Origin of the sequence: Marinobacter sediminicola, assembly GCF_031157525.1 — a bacterium.
Lineage (GTDB): Bacteria > Pseudomonadota > Gammaproteobacteria > Pseudomonadales > Oleiphilaceae > Marinobacter > Marinobacter sediminicola.
Map to the genome: position 1 here is coordinate 486,787 of NZ_JAVIXR010000001.1, position 16,298 is coordinate 503,084.

Genomic DNA, 16,298 nt, shown 5'->3' on the forward strand with positions numbered 1-16,298 from the left:
AGACACGCGGTGCTTAAAGATCCAAGGATTAGTAAATTCCGCAAAATGCTGGCTGAGGCACCAAATTATGAGGTGTGGAAGGCTGCGGCTCTGGAGCTGGATTTTCTGGAAGGTAATGCTGAGTGGAAAGAGGATTTTGTCTCAGAGCATTATCACTACGAATTGCTGTATGACCGTCTGAGCAGCATTAAACAGTATCGCCAACAGAACGATTTTGAACGCCTCAAGCGCGCACTGCGTGAGGGGCTCCATCACGATCTTGGCAATATGGGTAACCCGGCGCTTTACACACGTTCCCGGGTTGGGACCAAGCACCTGATTGAAGAGTACATCGCGCAGGCCTGTGAAGCCCTGGATTTCCTGTGCGATCACCCGGTGCCCGGTTTTCCGGTTGCTGACAAACTTCAGTTTTTTCGCGACACCCTTACCAGTTATGGCAGACCAACACTTTTGTTAAGTGGTGGTGCCAGCCTTGGCATGTTTCACTTCGGGGTTATCAAAGCACTGTGGGAAAGAGGGCTGCTGCCTCAGGTGGTTACGGGCTCTAGCGCCGGCGCTATTGTTGCGGGCATGCTGGGCGTGCATACAGACGCTGAAATCCCTGAGATGCTGGTTCCGGAGAACCACAATCTGAAAGCCTGGAAGTGGCGGGGCATCATCAGTGCCATGCGCGGTGAAGGTTTAATGGATCAGGAGCAGCTGCGCTCGTGCCTTAGAACGAACATTGGTGAATACACGTTTGAAGAGGCCTACCAGCGTACGGGCCGCTCGATTAACATGAGCGTGTCGCCGGTGCAGGCCCATCAGAAGGCGCGACTGTTATCTGGTTACACCTCACCTTATCTGATGGTGTGGAGCGCTGCGCTAGCCAGTGCGGCGGTACCGGGTATTTTCCCGCCGGTTACATTGATGAAAAAAGATCTTCAGGGTCAGGCATTGCCTTATATGCCAAGGCTGAAGTTTGTGGATGGTTCTGTTGTGAGCGATCTGCCCATTGAGCGGCTGATGCATCTCTATGATGTGAATTTCACCATCGTGAGCCAGACCAATCCCCACGTTGTTCCTTTTTTGAGCGATCGTGGCACTGATGACAAATTGTCTTTGGCCAGGTTGCCACTGCACTTGCTTAAATCCGAGATTCAGTTTCATGGGCAAGGAGTGTTCGATTACCTCCGAAAACGTGCTCGCCCTGAACTGTTGCGGCAGATATACGGCCACATGTACACGATCATGGCCCAGCGGTACTCTGGAGACATAACCATTGCGCCCACCTATGGCCTCATGGATTACACCCGAATGCTGGCCGACCCGAAGCCGGAGTTTGTGCGTGAAATGACCCTGGCAGGCGAGCGCGCAACCTGGCCAAAAATTTCAATGATCCGTTCCCATGCGCGTATATCCAAAACGCTGGAGCGTTGCGTGCGCCGCCTGAAACAGAAAAACAGCCAGAGTGCTGCGGATCTCAGGCTGATAAACAGTGCTGATTCCGGAACATCCTGAGATGACAGGCTGGCGAGGCGGGCGGTATGATACGCAGCTAAAGAGCCTGGCTCGGTAATTTACCGATCAGCCCGGCGCCTGAGCATTAGACTGGACGCCCATGTATTACGACTTCTTCGGCTTCAGAGAGCCTCCGTTCTCTATTGCGCCTGATCCCCGATACCTCTATTTGAGCGAACGCCATAAAGAAGCGCTCGCGCACCTGATGTATGGTGTTCAGGGGCAGGGCGGCTTTATTGTGATCACCGGAGAAGTGGGTACAGGGAAAACCACTGTAAGCCGATGCTTCATTGAGAATGCGCCGGCTCACGCAGACATAGCCCTGATTCTGAATCCACGGCTTTCTGCCCGTGAGTTACTTTCGTCTATTTGCGACGAGCTGGAAATAGCTCACCCGGCCGGCGCCACCATCAAGCAGATGGTAGATTTGATCAACCGGGATCTGCTCAAGGCCCACGCAGCCGGCCGGCATAAGGTTCTGATGATTGATGAAGCTCAGAATTTGTCAGCCGATGTACTGGAACAACTGCGCCTTCTGACCAACCTCGAAACCGCAGAAAAGAAACTGCTGCAAATTGTATTGTTAGGCCAGCCAGAGTTGCAGCAAATACTCTCGCTTCCAAAACTCCGCCAGTTGAACCAGCGGGTAACTGCACGCTACCACCTGGATGCCATCAACCGCGATGAACTGCCAGCCTACCTCAGCTACCGACTTGGCGTTGCAGGCATGCGCGGCGACGTTTTCGCTCCGGCGGCTGTCCGTAAGCTCTATCGCTTGAGCAACGGGATACCTCGGCTTATCAACCTGATTAGCGATCGTGCGCTGTTGGGGGCCTATGCCGAAGGTGAGCACGAAGTGTCGGTTGCACACATACGGCAGGCGGCGAAAGAAGTTGGAGGCGGTAAAAACATAGGGCCAAAGCCAACCAGGGGAGCAGGCAAGCCGGACCTGCCCGGCATCCTGTTGGTCACGGCATCATTAATGCTCGCTCTTGTGAGCAGCTATTGGGTGTATAAGCAGTGGTCAAGCCCGGATGTGATATCCGAGGTAGACGCAGCCCCCGTGCAACTCGCCGGCACTGTACAGCGTGAAGACTCGCCGGATGTCCAGCTGTCACCACAAGATGAAACAGACCCGCAACTGGTGCCTTCTTTCAGGTTCTCAGATCAGGCGATGAATCTGTCCGAGGCATTTCGCGGGCTGTTCAGTATTTGGGGTTTATCATACAACTCGCAGGAATCGCCGATTGCCTGTGAGTTTGCTCGCAGCTCGGGTCTTGATTGCCTGGAACGTCAGGGGAGCCGTCGTAGCCTGGCGTATCTGGACAGGCCGGCCATGCTGATGCTTCAGGACGACAACGGCAACCGGGGTTATGTTGTGCTGCGTCATCTTCAAGGCGATATGGCGGAAATTGTGACGCCTGAGGGCTTAGCGGAAGTGTCATTTTCCAGCATTGAGCCCTTCTGGTTTGGCGAGTACCGCGTGTTCTGGCAACTTCCGAACTACGTGACCTTTCGGGCCGATGCCAGAGACGTAGCCGGTGAGGAAATGTGGATAGGGGTTCGCATGATGGAACTTGCGGAAGCCTACGGCGAATCACCCGCCGACACGGCAAGAATCAAGCGCATGACTGCACAACAGCAGGTGCGTTGGTATCAGTCGTTAAAGGGGCTCACGGTTGATGGTATTGCCGGTGCCATGACCGTTATTCAGATCAACAGCGACCTCAATGCAGATGTGCCGAGGCTGATGATCAAAGGGCCTGAGGGGAAGGGATAACGCATGTCCTACATTCTTGATGCGCTCAGAAAATCTGAAACCGAGCGCCGCCAGGGTAAAGTCCCTGATCTAGGGCAACAGGTGCAATTGATACATCGCCCTAAGAAAAAACGTACATCCTCAGTGGTGTGGGTGGTCCTGGCGTTGCTGGTGAATGCTGGAGTGCTGGCCGTTGTATTCTGGCCGAAGCCAACAGTGGAAACAGCGCAAAAGCCATCACCGAAGCAAGAGCAAGCATTGGCGGCGATAACCGAGCCAGCAGCCGAAAAAGTAGAGCCTGAGCCAGCAGCCCAGGCTGAATCTACCCAGGCTGTTGTTTCCCCCCCGCCTGTGTTGGAAAACAATCCGGTATCTGAAGCTGAACGCCAGTGGCCTGCCATTATCACACCGTCTGTGCGCCAGCAACGCGAGCAGCCGGAAGTGGCCGAGAGTGGACCCAAAATGCGTGTGCCACACTTGGTTGAGTTACCCCTTTCATTTCAAAAGAGTATCCCGGACCTGATGTTCAACAGTCATCTCTATTCAACAGATCCCTACGCCAGCCGAGTGATGATTAATGGCCACTATCTTGGTCAGGGTGATGCATTTTCAGGGATCCTGGTAGAAGAAGTGACAGAAAATGGCGTCATTCTCAGCAAGCAAGGCAGAAGTTTCCGCGTGGGTATTGTCCGCGACTGGGTGAGCCCGCGCTAATGGCATTAACCGAGGACGTAAAACAGCAGATTCAGCAGGCGTATCGCGATGTGTTGGCCGGTAAAGAGGTGCGCGCCCGTTATGGCCAGCGCCTGATGATAGCTGAGATTGCCCGGTATATGGGTGAGATTACCGACAACGACGGCCAGCGCACATCACCACCAGCGGCCTGCGTGGTTGAGGCTGGAACGGGTACCGGTAAAACACTGGCCTATCTGATTGCAGCCATTCCCGTAGCTCGGGCCTTGGGCAAAACCCTGGTGATCTCCACCGCAACCGTGGCACTGCAAGATCAGATCGTTCTTAAAGATCTGCCGGACCTCAAAAAACACAGCAAAATGAATTTCAGCTGGACCCTCGCCAAAGGCCGTGGAAGGTATTTGTGCATGTCCCGTCTGGAATCGCGACTGCACGATGAGGGCAACGGCGACAGCGATACCATGCCTCTTTTTTTGCTGGATAGCCCCGGCACCGAAGAGCCTGGAACCCGAGCTTTCTTTGAAGAAATGCTGGCAAGCTATGGCTCCCGCAAGTGGGATGGAGACAGAGACCACTGGCCTGAACAGATACCTGACGATGTTTGGCGGCAGGTAACCACCGATCATCGCCAGTGCACGAACCGGCATTGTAGTTATTTCGATAGCTGTGCGTTTTTCGACGCCCGCAAAGATCTGGATGAAGTAGATATCGTGGTGGCGAATCACGACCTTGTGCTGGCTGACCTTGCGTTGGGTGGAGGCGCTATTCTTCCAGAGCCTGAAAACGCATTGTTCATCTTTGATGAGGCTCACCACCTCCCCGATAAAGCATTAAATCACTTTGCGGCCTCTGTGCCTCTGAACTCCACCCGCCAATGGCTTAAACAGCTATCCCAGGCATTGGTGAAAATGCAGCCCTACCTTGCGCCGGCTACGCAAGCCGCTAAATCGGTTGAACGCATCAGTACTGCCTCGCGGGATGTGGATCTCATTCTCGCCCGAGTTTATGAAGAGGCCGAACACAATACTGGCTGGGAGTTCAATGAAGAGCGCCGATCTGCGCAATGGCGGTATCCCGAAGGTGAGCTGCCAGACGCCTTGGCAGAATTAGCCGCTGAAAGCAGAATTGTGACTGCAAATCTGGTCCGTCACCTGGGCGCCTTGGCAGATGAACTGCAAGGCGCTTTCGATGAGCGCAAGCAACACGAGATAGACCGGGACACTGCCGAAGCCTGGTATCCAGTCATTGGCGCCTTCCACAGCCGTGCCGAAGACCAGTTGCGGCTATGGGCGGCCTGGACTGAGCAAGTCGGCAGTGCAACAAAGGCGACGGAAAGTCAGCAGGGGGTCACTGAGGGCGCATCACAAAATACTCAGGATGACGCCACTGGCTCCGCACCCGAAGCACGAGGCCGGATACATAGGAGCCCTCCTCCAGCGCGCTGGAGTGTGCGGCAGAAGTGGGATCATGCCGAAGATATCACCCTGTTCAGTTCGCCAGTGCTGGCAGACAACCTGCTATATTCCCGGCTGTGGTCGCGAGCTTATGGGTCTGTGCTCACAAGTGCCACACTGACCGCCCTCGGCCGTTTTGACCGGCTACAGGCCAGAGCCGGGTTGCCAGAAGCAAGCCGGCTGCTGGTGGTTCCCAGTTCTTTCAGATACGCAGAAATGGCAACCGTTGAAGTGCCGGCCATGGCTTGTATGCCCACTGATGACGGCTTTGCTGATGAGCTGACCAAACGCTTACCGGATTGCTGGACCGGGGAAACCGCCACACTTGTGCTGTTCACCTCCCGCCGCCAGATGCATCAGGTTCGGGATGCTTTGGCACCAGACTTTCCGGATTTGATCATTACCCAGGACGATATGTCCCGGGGTGAAGTGCTGCGCCAGCACCGTAGCCGCATCGATGAAGGCAGGGCCAGCGTGTTGTTTGGTGTGGCGAGTTTTGCCGAGGGTATCGACTTGCCCGGTAAGTACTTGCACCACGTGGTGATTACCCGGTTGCCGTTTTCGGTTCCGGACGACCCTATTGAAGCTGGCCTGGCGGAATGGATAACCCAGCGGGGCGGCAATCCTTTTATGGAAATAACAGTGCCGGATGCCTCCATAAAGCTGGTTCAGGCGGTTGGCCGGTTGCTTCGCACAGAAGAAGACACTGGCAGGGTTACTATTCTTGATCGCCGTATTGTCGCAAGGCGTTATGGACAACTGCTGCTGGATTCACTGCCACCGTTCCGGCGCATTATTGAAAGGTAGTCAGTTAGAAGAAAATGAGCTGGATGGTGAATTTTTGGCCAAAAAAAGAGCCAGCCCGCGGGCTGGCTTTTAAGAATAAGAACACTGAAGGCCTGAAGTTTCAGAATTCGTAATGAGGGGTTGCCTCACCTTGGAAACAATAATAAGGGAGTAGGGGGCGTAGCCGAATCGTCCAAAGGGCGTAGCATGGATAGAAACTTCCTATACAATGTGATGCGCGTCACAAAATCACCCGCCTAGAATGCCCAATTCCCGCGCCCGGGCTAGAGCTTCTGTTCTCCGGCCCACGTCCAGCTTGCCGTAGAGGTTGCGTATGTGGGCTTTTACCGTGGCCGGTGCCACACCCATGCGTACCGCAATGTCCTTGTTGGAATAGCCGGCATTAATGAGCTCCAGTACTTCGAGTTCACGTTGGCTCAGAGGCTCTGCAAGTGCCTGAGCTGATGAGCCTTGGGTGTTAGTATCGCTAGCGGTTGGCGGAACGTTTTCGATGGGCTTACTGTTCGGACTCAAAAGCATCTCGGTCAGGTTACGCTGCCAGCTGCCGCCATTGTTGAGGGTGAGGGATTTCATCAGTAGCGCCTGCAAACGCGGACCTTCTTCAGCAAACAGTCTCAAAAAACCAGCCTCGGCAGCGACAGCCACTGCCCGTGCAAGGCGGTCCTCGCACTCTTCAGGACGGTTTAGCTGGTCCAGCGCTTCAGCTGATACGAGCAAGGCTTCAACAACGTGCCGGGTATGCTCGTTATGCATCGCGGCTGCCATCAGTGCATCGAGTATATCCAGTGCCTGTTCCGACTTGCCTTCATCAACCAACAGCCGCGCATAGCTGATGCTGTTCTGCTCCCTGTTCAGCGGGTTAGTCAGCGTATGGCTCTCGACGGATTCAAGAATGCTGCGAGCTTGGGCGGTTTGCCCAGCCGCGAGGTAGCAGCGCGCAAACAAAGCAGAGCTGGCGGGTGGCTCAAACACAATGTGCTCCCGGCGTTTACGGCCGACTTGCTCCGCGTCTGCAAGATACTCTATGGCTTCCTGATAACGGCCATCGCTGAAGGCCAAGTGCCCGCGCACATGCTGGATAATTATATGCTGGCCTGGCTCAGCGCCCTTGTTTACGTGTTCAAGTAAAGGCTCGAGGTGAGCGGCTGCGTCCCGAAGTTGGTTTCGCTCCCGGAAAATTTCCGTCAGAGAAGCGCTAAGCCAGCAGGAAATAAGCCTTGGTTGGCTTGGGTCTGCGTAGTGTTGATCTACCCACTTGCGCACCTCTGTACAGGTCTCGAGGGCCAGATCCATGTCGCCACGGTTGTACTGTATCCACGCGAGCAAACCACCGCTTGAGAGAACGGTGCTTGGCTTGCGTTCAACCTGCCCGTAATGAACTGCAGATTTCAGGGCTTCTTCGGCCCCTGGCAAGTCACCTTTACCGTAATCGTCCAGGCCGAGGCCATAGTAGGTTACAGATTTGAGGGGGATTTGCGTGTGGTCTATTTCTGCAAGCACCTGGCGAGTCAGGTCACTGGCGTTCTTGTCATCGCTACGTGAGCGGGCAAGGTAGGAGCGTATCAACGTTATCTCGCTTTGTACGCCAAGTGCGCCTTCGGCATCTGGAGCGGAATCAGCAACGCGCTGATCAAGCAAATCTTCTACATTGGCGAGCAGGTGTTCCAGATTATCGAGTCGATTCGCGAAAAAGTGGCCCCACACCCGCAGCATCTGCAACTGAGGGCTTTCTTTAACGTCATCCACGGGCAACTCATCGAGCCAGTTCAGGACCGGCAGGTGAAACCCACCATGAATAAGGTTGTTGCCGTGTGTAGCCAATACCCTCGCCAGCCAAGGCCAGTCTCTATTCTGCACAATCTGGGCAATGGCACCCTGAACTTGCCCATGGTCAAGCAACCAGTCTACCGTTCGTTGCCAGAGGCGGTGCGCCCTGGTGGGGTCGGCCTGTGCAATCCGCTGAAGTAAGGCATCTCGAAACAGATCGTGGTAACGGAACCATTCGTTGTGATTGTCCAGAGGAATCAGGAACAGGTGCTGCGAGAGCAAGGTTTCCAGCATCTCCTGGCTGTTGGCAGTGTCACGAATAGAGTCGCACATGGAGGCGCACAATCGTGGGCAGCAAGCGGTGTCGAGCAAGAAGGCCACAGTTTCAGCAGGCTGTTTGTCGAGCACCTCGCTGAGCACGTAGTCACTGATGTGTCGTTCGTCAATGCTCAGTGCGGTGGAAGAAATACTTTGGTCTGCGCCCGATTTGATCTGCTCAAGACCACTGTCATTGCCTGATAGAGCGGAAAGCTGCAGGGCCGCTACCCAGCCTTCGGTACGGTGGCAAATGGCCTGCACATCCTGGTCTGAAATGGCCATGCCCATAGTGCTGTGAAAAAATTCCCGGCATTCATCTTCAGAAAATGCCAGGAGTGCCGGGTGGACCTCCTGCACCCAACGGCGCACACGCCAACGAGCCAGAGGCAGCGGAGGTTCGGAGCGGGAGATCAAGGTAACGGTCACGCCAGCAGGAAGGTAGTCCACAAAGTACCCAAGCTGCCGGTGAATACGGTCGCTGCCAGCAAACTGAAAATCATCCAACACTAGAATCCAGGGGCCACCATCCGCTGCCAAGGCATTAACCAGTGCGGTCATCGCGCTGTTAATGCTGTCATCCGTGCTACCCGAAAGGCTTTTATGGCAGGGTTCAAGCCCCGTGAGGCCGGCGTGTTCAAATGCGCTGGCAACGTATTGCCAAAAACGCTGGGGGTCATCGTCGTGCTCATCGAGGGAGAGCCAGGCAATGGGTCCGCTGGTACGTGCGCACCACTGGCTTACCAAGGTTGTTTTTCCAAACCCTGCCGGGGCCAATACAAGGTTGAGCCGCTTCGGATGGCCTGGCGCTAACAGTGAGCTAAGTCGTTCGCGCTGCACGGCTTTGGGATCGGTGGCTGGCCTTAGGAATTTGGTGGTTAACAGCATTGACGCCCTGTATGCCAGATAGAAAGTTGAACTGGGATTGTGTGCTTTGTGTATCTCAAGTCAATGGCTGGAGAAACAAACACCTGCGTTACAGGCTGCGCAGGCGCAATTTTGGTCTAAACTGAATCAAAGTGCTCATCTATACTAAAAAAGAATGAAAAACGGATCTGTTATGCGTATTCTTAGTTACTGTTTTTCCGTGTACACCCACTTGCAGTCCGCCTCAGGCTAATAACTCAGGGAGCGACAAGGCCAATGAAGTTACAACAGCTGCGCTATATTTGGGAAGTTGCGCACCATGATCTCAACGTGTCGGCAACCGCCCAGAGTCTATTTACATCTCAGCCGGGTATTTCCAAGCAAATTCGCCTTCTTGAAGATGAACTGGGGTTGGAGATCTTTGCCCGCAGTGGCAAACATCTCACCCGTATTACCCCGGGGGGCGAAATTATCGTTCGTGAGGCTGGTGAGATTTTACGCCGAGCGGAGGGAATAAAAAAGATCGCTCAGGAGTTCAGTAATCAGCGCAAAGGTGAGCTGAGCATCGCCACTACTCACACCCAGGCGCGATATGCTCTGCCGCCAGTGATCAGTGGCTTTATAGAGACCTACCCGGATGTGTCCCTGCATATGCACCAGGGCACACCCATGCAAATTTCTGAAATGGCCGCAACGGGTGCGGTCGATTTCGCCATAGCGACTGAAGCTATGGAGTTGTTCAACGACCTGATAATGATGCCTTGTTACCGTTGGAACCGCACGGTGATTGTGCCCAAAGACCACCCGCTGGCCAAATTGCCTGAGCTGACTTTGGAAGCACTGGCAGAGCATCCGCTGGTCACTTACGTGTTTGGTTTTACGGGGCGTTCGAAATTGGATGAGGCATTTAAATCGAAAGGCTTAACGCCGAAGGTGGTATTCACCGCAGCCGATGCCGACGTTATCAAAACCTATGTACGCCTGGGACTTGGGGTTGGGATTATCGCGAGCATGGCGTTCGATCCGAAAATGGACCCGGATCTGGTCGCATTGGATGCCAAAAAGCTATTTAGTGCGAGTGTTACCCGAATAGGCTTCCGTAAGGGCACCTTCTTGCGAGGCTACATGTATGAGTTTATTCAGCGCTTCGCACCACACCTGACAAAAGATGTGGTTGATGCAGCGGTTGCTCGACAGAGTAGTCGCAGTGAAATAGAAGCCTTGTTCAAAGACATAAAACTGCCAGTTCTCTAGGCGCTTGGTCGGCAGTCGCCCGCCAGTCTTTACTGGCGGGCAATCAGGTTTCCTGCATGTAGGCCACACTCTTTTTGTGTGGCTTCTTCCCACCACCAGCGGCCTTCCCGCTCGTGCTGTCCTGGCAATACAGGGCGGGTGCAGGGCTGGCAGCCAATACTGACAAACCCCTTTTCGTGCAGCGCGTTGTAGGGGGCTTCCGATATACGGATGTAGTCCCACACCTCTTTGGATGTCCAGTTCGCCAGGGGATTAAACTTTACCAGTGCCTTGCCGGGGCCAGAGAAGGTTGCGTCTTCTTGAACAACAGGCACTTCATTTCGGGTTCCCGGGCTTTGATCTTTACGTTGGCCGGTAATCCAGGCATCAACGCTTGCGAGTTTGCGCTTTAGCGGGTTTACTTTCCGAATCCCGCAGCACTCGCTGTGGCCGTCCTCAAAAAAGCTGAATAAACCCTTTTGGTTGACCAGACTCTGCACTTCATTGGTATCTGGAAACAACACTTCAATGGCTATGCCGTAATGCTTGCGAACCCGATCCATGAACTCGTAGGTTTCCGGGTGAAGACGGCCTGTATCCAATGTAAACACTTTCAGGTTGTCCGTCAGCTTGTGGGCCATTTCGATAAGCACCACGTCTTCGGCGCCACTAAAAGAAATAGCGATGTTGTCATAGCGCTTGAAGGCCGCCTTCAGAATTCCCCTTGGGCTTTCACCGGCCAGTTCGCTCTGTAGCTCGTGGATATTGCTCATAAAATACGAATACCTTGATGCGGGTTTCGTGCAGGTTAGCATTAAATGACTAATTCCATGAAGGAATGACAATCTATATGGTTATAGCCAAGTGGGCGAGTGAATCCTGGATGACTTGGTGTTTTATCGGGATGCACGATGCTTTTTGCCCGGATATTTCTTATGATACCGCGTCATAATCAGGGGGCAGGCCATGCTCTCATTCAGACTTAACACTTGAACCATTGAATCAGGAGATCACTGTGGAACTGGCATGTCTTGACCTTGAAGGCGTATTGATCCCGGAAATCTGGATCGCATTTGCAGAAAAAACCGGTATTGAAGAGCTCAAGGCCACCACCCGTGACATTCCGGATTACGATGTTCTGATGAAGCAGCGTCTTCGTATTCTGGATGAGCACGGATACGGCCTGCCTGCCATTCAGGAAGTGATCGGCACCCTGGACCCGCTGCCAGGCGCCCGTGAGTTTCTGGACTGGCTGCGCGAGCGCTTTCAGGTGGTGATTCTTTCAGACACCTTTTATGAATTCGCTATGCCGCTGATGAAAAAGCTGGGCTACCCAGCGCTGCTGTGCCACAAGTTGGAAGTTGCCGAGAACGGCCAGATCACCAACTATCTGCTGCGCCAGAGAGACCCCAAACGCCAGTCGGTGCGTGCCTTCCAGCTATTGAACTATCGCGTTATTGCAGCGGGTGATTCCTACAACGACACCACCATGCTGGGGCAGGCGGAAGCAGGCATTCTGTTCCACGCACCTAAAAACGTGATTGATGAGTTCCCGCAGTATCCGGCGGTACATGAATTTGAAGATTTGAAGAAAGAATTCCTGAAGGCGAGCGCTGTTCACAGCGTTTGATCGTAAGGTGTTTTTGAGGAGCCTTTTGTAAAGGGCCTTCAGCCCAGTGCGGTGCTACTCGCTCTGGGTAAGATTCTCCAGGAAATCCATCAGTGGTTTTACTTTGGTGAGGGTTTCCTGGTATTCGCTTTCCGGGTCTGAATCCGCAACGATCCCGCCACCGCCCCAACAGCGGATACTTCCTTGCTCCTGTGCTTGCCCCGTAGCCTTTTCTTTCTCACATAGCATAGTGCGAATAGCAATATTACTATCCAGTGTGTCGTCCAGGCCCCGATAAAACACGGATCCGCAATAGGGCCCGCGCCAATGGGGCTCAAGCTCCCTGATAATCTCCATGGCTCGAATTTTAGGTGCGCCGGTTATAGAGCCGCCTGGGAAGGCATCGAACAGCACCTGCATGGGTGAAACGCCCTCCGCCAACTCGGCGCGAATGTGGCTGACCAAGTGATGCACGTTCCGGTAGGACTCAAGGGCAAATAAGCTGTCCACGGATACGGACCCGGCCGCAGCGTGCACACTTAAGTCGTTCCTTAGTAAGTCGACAATCATCAGGTTCTCGGCACGGTCCTTCTCGGATGCTTCCAGCTCTGCCGCATAAGCCATATCGTCGGATGGTGTTGTACCTCTTGGCCGAGTGCCTTTAATCGGGCTGGTTTTCACGGTGCGGCCGCGAATTTCCAGGAAGCGTTCCGGTGAGATCGACAGAACCGAGGCATAATCGGTTTTCAGAAAAGCGCTGTAAGGTGTTGGGTTGGCTTCGGCCAGCGCCTGAAATGCCGCCCAGGGCGCTCCTTGATAGCAACCCTGAAACTCCTGGGAAAGATTCACCTGATAACAGTCGCCAGCATTTATGTAGTCCTTGATCACGCCGACACCGTTAACGAATTCTTCGGCTGGTTGGCGCGACTTGAACGGCGAAATCATTTTCCAGCCTGCCGTCTCCCCAGTCACGGTTTCGCTGGGCACAGGTGTAGTGTGCTGCCACCGGTGAAGGTTGCTGCGCACCCACTCTGGGCATTCGGGGTGAACCCAAAGGTGATACGTATCGGTGGTTCGGTTGTGGCTTGCAGCCCAAAGATAAAAGCCTGCAAATAGCAGGGGAGTTGCACTTGCAGGACACAGTGGAACAAGGCGGGGTTCTTTCATGTAGCCGAATTCGTAACTCAGAAAACCCACCCAGCCACCTGTCAGGTAGGTTTGCGGCTCTTGCGCCGAGCTTTGGTAGCGATGAACCAGGCTTTCCATTTCTGTGGCGAGAGTGTTTGTGTCGAGTACCAAATCAGTATCCGGCTCAATGATCTTTGTGGCAATCGCACAGGCCGTAAACCCACTAAACGACCCGCGGCCGTTACCAGCCCCAATACTTCCCAGGTAGGCAAAGTCTGATTGGGTGGCGGCTCGCTCGAGTAGTTGTTGGTAGTCTTCGCGACTTAACATTGAGGAAACAGGAAGTAGCAAATTAACTCCGGTTAATTGGAATAATGATACTCAGGCCACAAAATTTGCATTGTCGGACCTAGAAGGCGGCTGGTCTAATGAAAATACAAAAAAAACGAAGACTGCCTGCTCGGAACTGGAACGTCGCATTCTAGCCGAGTTGCAAGTCTTAGCGTAGAAGCTACCGCCAATAAAACAGGATCAATAATGACGTCTTATCTTGGAAAGTCGCTGCAAACCGTTCTTCTACTTACTGTGTTTTTTGCTGTTCCGGCCGCAAGCGCCGAGGAAGCGCCCCCGGCTGAATTAACCCCAGAACAGGAAATGGCCATAAAGCTGGAACTGTCGAGATACGCAGTTCTTGGCCAGCAGCAGATACTTAATTTGACTGAGCAAGCAACCGATGAGTATACCGGGACATTGGCCGACTCAGAGCCCAATATGCCGTCGGCCTGGATGCTTCTTGAGGATGGCGTTACCGTCAAGCGAATCAATATAGATGAGCAGGCAAAGGAGGCGCCGGCTCAGATTCGTATTCTTATGTATCGTGCGGCCCTTAAATCTGTGGCGCGTCACGGGAAGATTCATGGGTCGGTCATTCTCTACACAGGGAAAATTCGAGAGGGTAGCGATGATGAAGCTTTGGTGATTGAGTTTGAGCACCGCTTGGGCATTTCAGGTAACAAAGTTGTTCCATATCAGGCGGAAAATGGCCAGGTGACCTATGGGGAGCCGGTTACTACTGAGAAGCCTTTTCAGATTTTTCATGACAGCAAGCCCGAAGCGAACACCGCGAATTGATGTGAGAGCCAGTCGTCATTCGTTACGGCATGTAAGTGCAGTGTTAACGAAGTGTGAATGCGGTCACGGACTAGGACTGTAAAACAATCTTAAATGGAATTGTGGATTAACGATCTCCACACCCAAAAGTAAAAACTCAGCAAGAAAAACAAAATGAGTTTATAAGGAGAACAATATGAAAGGCCTGAAAAGAATTGCTCTGATCACTGCTATGGCTGCTGCCCCTTTCGCAGCTAACGCAGAACTGCAAGCTATGAACGACACCGCAATGGGCGACGTAACCGGTCAGGCCGGTGTCACCATTGAGCTGGAAACCAAAGTGTCTATTGGCCAGTTCAAGTACACCGACGAAGGTTCCTTCGCAGTGAACGATATCGTTCTTGGTGGTGCTGGTGTGACTACAATCGGCGCTGGTGCTGGCTTTAATGACCTGCTGGACCAGATCAAGGTTGATATCGACATTGCTGACGACGGCGACGCGATCATTCACGTTAGTACACTTGACAGCAATCCGATCGATTGGGGTCTGAACATTGGTTCCATGGAGTTGCTGGCTGGTAATACTGGATCAGACAGCACAACTCTGATTTCGAATCTGAGTGGCTTCGGTATGTTGGCACAGCTTGACATTCGTGTTGACACTGCAACTGATCACCTGAACCTGGTAGCAGCATTTAGCGTTGAAAATATGGACTTTGATGTTGATTTCTTGGGTGTGGGTGTTCGTGGTCTGAAGATCACCGGTGCTGGAGCTGATGCTGATGCAGTAGCTATGTACACAGCTAATGGCTATGATTTTGGGAATATGCCAGCGGCGCAGCAGGCTGTATTTGCAGGGTTTGCCAATGCTAACCTTGACGTATACAAAGGTAACGGCCTAGGCGCCTCCACCGCAACAGACGTACTCCGGATTGATGTTAAAAACATCTTCATGGATGTGTCGGTTGCCAGCATCGAAATCGGTGGAGCTTCTATCGGTTCCGTTGCACTTGACAACGTAGCAGTAACTAACACCAAGCTGGCTGTATACGGTCACTAATCTGACCTGAACACCAGTAGTGTTAAAACGCCCCGTTCTTCGGGGCGTTTTTTGTTATTGGAAAAATAAAAGCGCAGTGCGTACGAAAAGCAATAAAAAAACGGCAGCTTGCAAATACAAGCTACCGTTTAGTTCACGCCTGTGTCGGGAAGGGTGCTGCTACTTACTGATCAGGCACCCTGATAGAAAGATCAAACCCACCACCCGGCCTTGGCGTTAGCTGAATCGGCCCTTCATTTATCCCTTGTGGAAGATGAATCTGATCAATCCCCGGCGGGTTGCCGATGGAGAAGTTCAGGTTCTGCCCATCAAAACCTATGCCCAACTGATCGTTAAGAAACGATTGGGTGAAGGGTTCATCCGGAATCTGCATCTGCTGGCCGAAGATTAAAGGTGGAAGGTTTGGCGTGAAGTCTGCCGGCGGCTGGGCCCTGGCCAGTTCCTCCTGGGGAAGCAGCAGCGCCCGGCGAAGGAATTCCTCTTCAGCGCTAACCAGTGCATCGGATTGGTTTTCGTCGGTAAGGCGTTGCAGACCTTCGCGGTAGGCTTCTTCCTCCGCTTCGGTAACAACCGGCTCACCCGGGGAAATGGTAAGAGCGCGGATGATGCGCTGACGGTCGGCTTCCGATTTGCGACCTTCTCTGGGTACAACAATAACCGCAGAATCTTTAACGTAGGTATCAACCATCTCATCGGAGGTCATGGTCTGAACGCCCGCAAACACCGGTATTGAGGCGGCTGCAAGAGTGGCCGCAATGGCCGCTGCGATAGGGGTTGAACTTTTATCAAGGCTGGCCACGCGGAGCTTGTGCGCGCCTGGCAGGTGTTGGTGGTTCATAGTCTGGCCTCTTGCTGCGATAAACTCAGGTACGAGGCGTGTCTGAGGTTACAGCAATCAGTACGCATCTCACTATTTAGCAGTATTCGGGTTGTCCTGCATCATTTCAAGAGTGTGGGTGTTAGTTTGTGATCAGAATCCTCGATTGGTCGTAGAGT

General features: G+C 53.4%; 12 protein-coding genes. 8 read left to right on the forward strand and 4 right to left on the reverse strand.

All coding sequences use genetic code 11. From position 1 onward, the window contains the following. The first annotated feature begins 9 nt into the window (after positions 1 to 9). The 4 genes from RG807_RS02160 to dinG all read left to right on the forward strand — a co-directional run bounded on the left by RG807_RS02160 (position 10) and on the right by dinG (position 6,213). A complete protein-coding gene (locus tag RG807_RS02160) occupies positions 10 to 1,500 on the forward strand; it encodes a DUF3336 domain-containing protein (RefSeq protein WP_309043384.1) in 1,491 nt (496 codons plus the stop codon). 100 nt (positions 1,501 to 1,600) lie between these two features. Then, positions 1,601 to 3,280 (forward strand): ExeA family protein, encoded by a 1,680-nt coding sequence (locus RG807_RS02165; RefSeq protein ID WP_309043385.1) that lies wholly within the window; start codon positions 1,601 to 1,603, stop codon positions 3,278 to 3,280. 3 nt (positions 3,281 to 3,283) lie between these two features. Next, the gene (locus RG807_RS02170) at positions 3,284 to 3,973 is read left to right on the forward strand and encodes a general secretion pathway protein GspB (protein ID WP_309043386.1); all 690 of its coding nucleotides are present in this window, start codon (positions 3,284 to 3,286) and stop codon (positions 3,971 to 3,973) included. Then, the gene (dinG, locus tag RG807_RS02175; protein ID WP_309043387.1) at positions 3,973 to 6,213 is read left to right on the forward strand and encodes an ATP-dependent DNA helicase DinG; all 2,241 of its coding nucleotides are present in this window, start codon (positions 3,973 to 3,975) and stop codon (positions 6,211 to 6,213) included. Before RG807_RS02170 ends, dinG begins: the two co-directional genes overlap by 1 nt. Positions 6,214 to 6,441: 228 nt before the next feature. On the opposite strand, the gene RG807_RS02180 is transcribed toward dinG, so the two are convergent. After that, positions 6,442 to 9,183 carry a winged helix-turn-helix domain-containing protein gene (locus RG807_RS02180; RefSeq protein ID WP_309043388.1) on the reverse strand — a complete coding sequence of 914 codons (2,742 nt, stop codon included), beginning with the start codon at positions 9,181 to 9,183 and terminating at the stop codon, positions 6,442 to 6,444. Positions 9,184 to 9,438: 255 nt separating this feature from the next. Here RG807_RS02180 and cysB point away from each other — a divergent pair, with 255 nt between their 5' ends. Then, on the forward strand, positions 9,439 to 10,416 hold the full coding sequence (cysB, locus tag RG807_RS02185) for an HTH-type transcriptional regulator CysB (RefSeq protein ID WP_298447310.1): 978 nt from the start codon (positions 9,439 to 9,441) through the stop codon (positions 10,414 to 10,416). Between the two features lie 29 nt (positions 10,417 to 10,445). Here cysB and RG807_RS02190 read toward each other — a convergent pair whose 3' ends face one another. After that, positions 10,446 to 11,168 (reverse strand): phosphoadenylyl-sulfate reductase, encoded by a 723-nt coding sequence (locus RG807_RS02190; protein WP_309043389.1) that lies wholly within the window; start codon positions 11,166 to 11,168, stop codon positions 10,446 to 10,448. 242 nt (positions 11,169 to 11,410) lie between these two features. On the opposite strand from RG807_RS02190, the gene thrH reads away from it, so the two are divergent. Beyond that, positions 11,411 to 12,025, forward strand: a complete 615-nt coding sequence (thrH, locus tag RG807_RS02195; RefSeq protein ID WP_200369501.1) for a bifunctional phosphoserine phosphatase/homoserine phosphotransferase ThrH — start codon at positions 11,411 to 11,413, stop codon at positions 12,023 to 12,025. Between the two features lie 54 nt (positions 12,026 to 12,079). On the opposite strand, the gene pabB is transcribed toward thrH, so the two are convergent. Next, on the reverse strand, positions 12,080 to 13,462 hold the full coding sequence (pabB, locus tag RG807_RS02200; protein ID WP_309043390.1) for an aminodeoxychorismate synthase component I: 1,383 nt from the start codon (positions 13,460 to 13,462) through the stop codon (positions 12,080 to 12,082). Positions 13,463 to 13,669: 207 nt separating this feature from the next. On the opposite strand from pabB, the gene RG807_RS02205 reads away from it, so the two are divergent. Together RG807_RS02205 and RG807_RS02210 are read left to right on the forward strand one after the other, a co-directional pair. Beyond that, positions 13,670 to 14,263: a hypothetical protein gene (locus tag RG807_RS02205; RefSeq protein WP_309043391.1), complete on the forward strand. Its 594-nt coding sequence runs from the start codon at positions 13,670 to 13,672 to the stop codon at positions 14,261 to 14,263. Positions 14,264 to 14,438: 175 nt separating this feature from the next. Then, positions 14,439 to 15,302, forward strand: coding sequence for a DUF6160 family protein (locus RG807_RS02210; protein WP_309043392.1), 864 nt, complete (start codon positions 14,439 to 14,441; stop codon positions 15,300 to 15,302). Between the two features lie 163 nt (positions 15,303 to 15,465). On the opposite strand, the gene RG807_RS02215 is transcribed toward RG807_RS02210, so the two are convergent. Further along, complete coding sequence (locus RG807_RS02215; RefSeq protein ID WP_309043393.1) at positions 15,466 to 16,140, reverse strand: hypothetical protein; 675 nt, start codon at positions 16,138 to 16,140, stop codon at positions 15,466 to 15,468. Between the last annotated feature and the right edge of the window lie 158 nt (positions 16,141 to 16,298).

Bases quoted from the DNA above. Each gene is read 5' to 3' on its own strand.
- RG807_RS02165 (WP_309043385.1), top strand. From the start codon at position 1,601: ATGTATTACGACTTCTTCGGCTTCAGAGAGCCTCCGTTCTCTATTGCG.
- RG807_RS02170 (WP_309043386.1), top strand. From the start codon at position 3,284: ATGTCCTACATTCTTGATGCGCTCAGAAAATCTGAAACCGAGCGCCGC.
- dinG (WP_309043387.1), top strand. From the start codon at position 3,973: ATGGCATTAACCGAGGACGTAAAACAGCAGATTCAGCAGGCGTATCGC.
- RG807_RS02180 (WP_309043388.1), bottom strand. From the start codon at position 9,183: ATGCTGTTAACCACCAAATTCCTAAGGCCAGCCACCGATCCCAAAGCC.
- cysB (WP_298447310.1), top strand. From the start codon at position 9,439: ATGAAGTTACAACAGCTGCGCTATATTTGGGAAGTTGCGCACCATGAT.
- RG807_RS02190 (WP_309043389.1), bottom strand. From the start codon at position 11,168: ATGAGCAATATCCACGAGCTACAGAGCGAACTGGCCGGTGAAAGCCCA.
- pabB (WP_309043390.1), bottom strand. From the start codon at position 13,462: ATGTTAAGTCGCGAAGACTACCAACAACTACTCGAGCGAGCCGCCACC.
- RG807_RS02205 (WP_309043391.1), top strand. From the start codon at position 13,670: ATGACGTCTTATCTTGGAAAGTCGCTGCAAACCGTTCTTCTACTTACT.
- RG807_RS02210 (WP_309043392.1), top strand. From the start codon at position 14,439: ATGAAAGGCCTGAAAAGAATTGCTCTGATCACTGCTATGGCTGCTGCC.
- RG807_RS02215 (WP_309043393.1), bottom strand. From the start codon at position 16,140: ATGAACCACCAACACCTGCCAGGCGCGCACAAGCTCCGCGTGGCCAGC.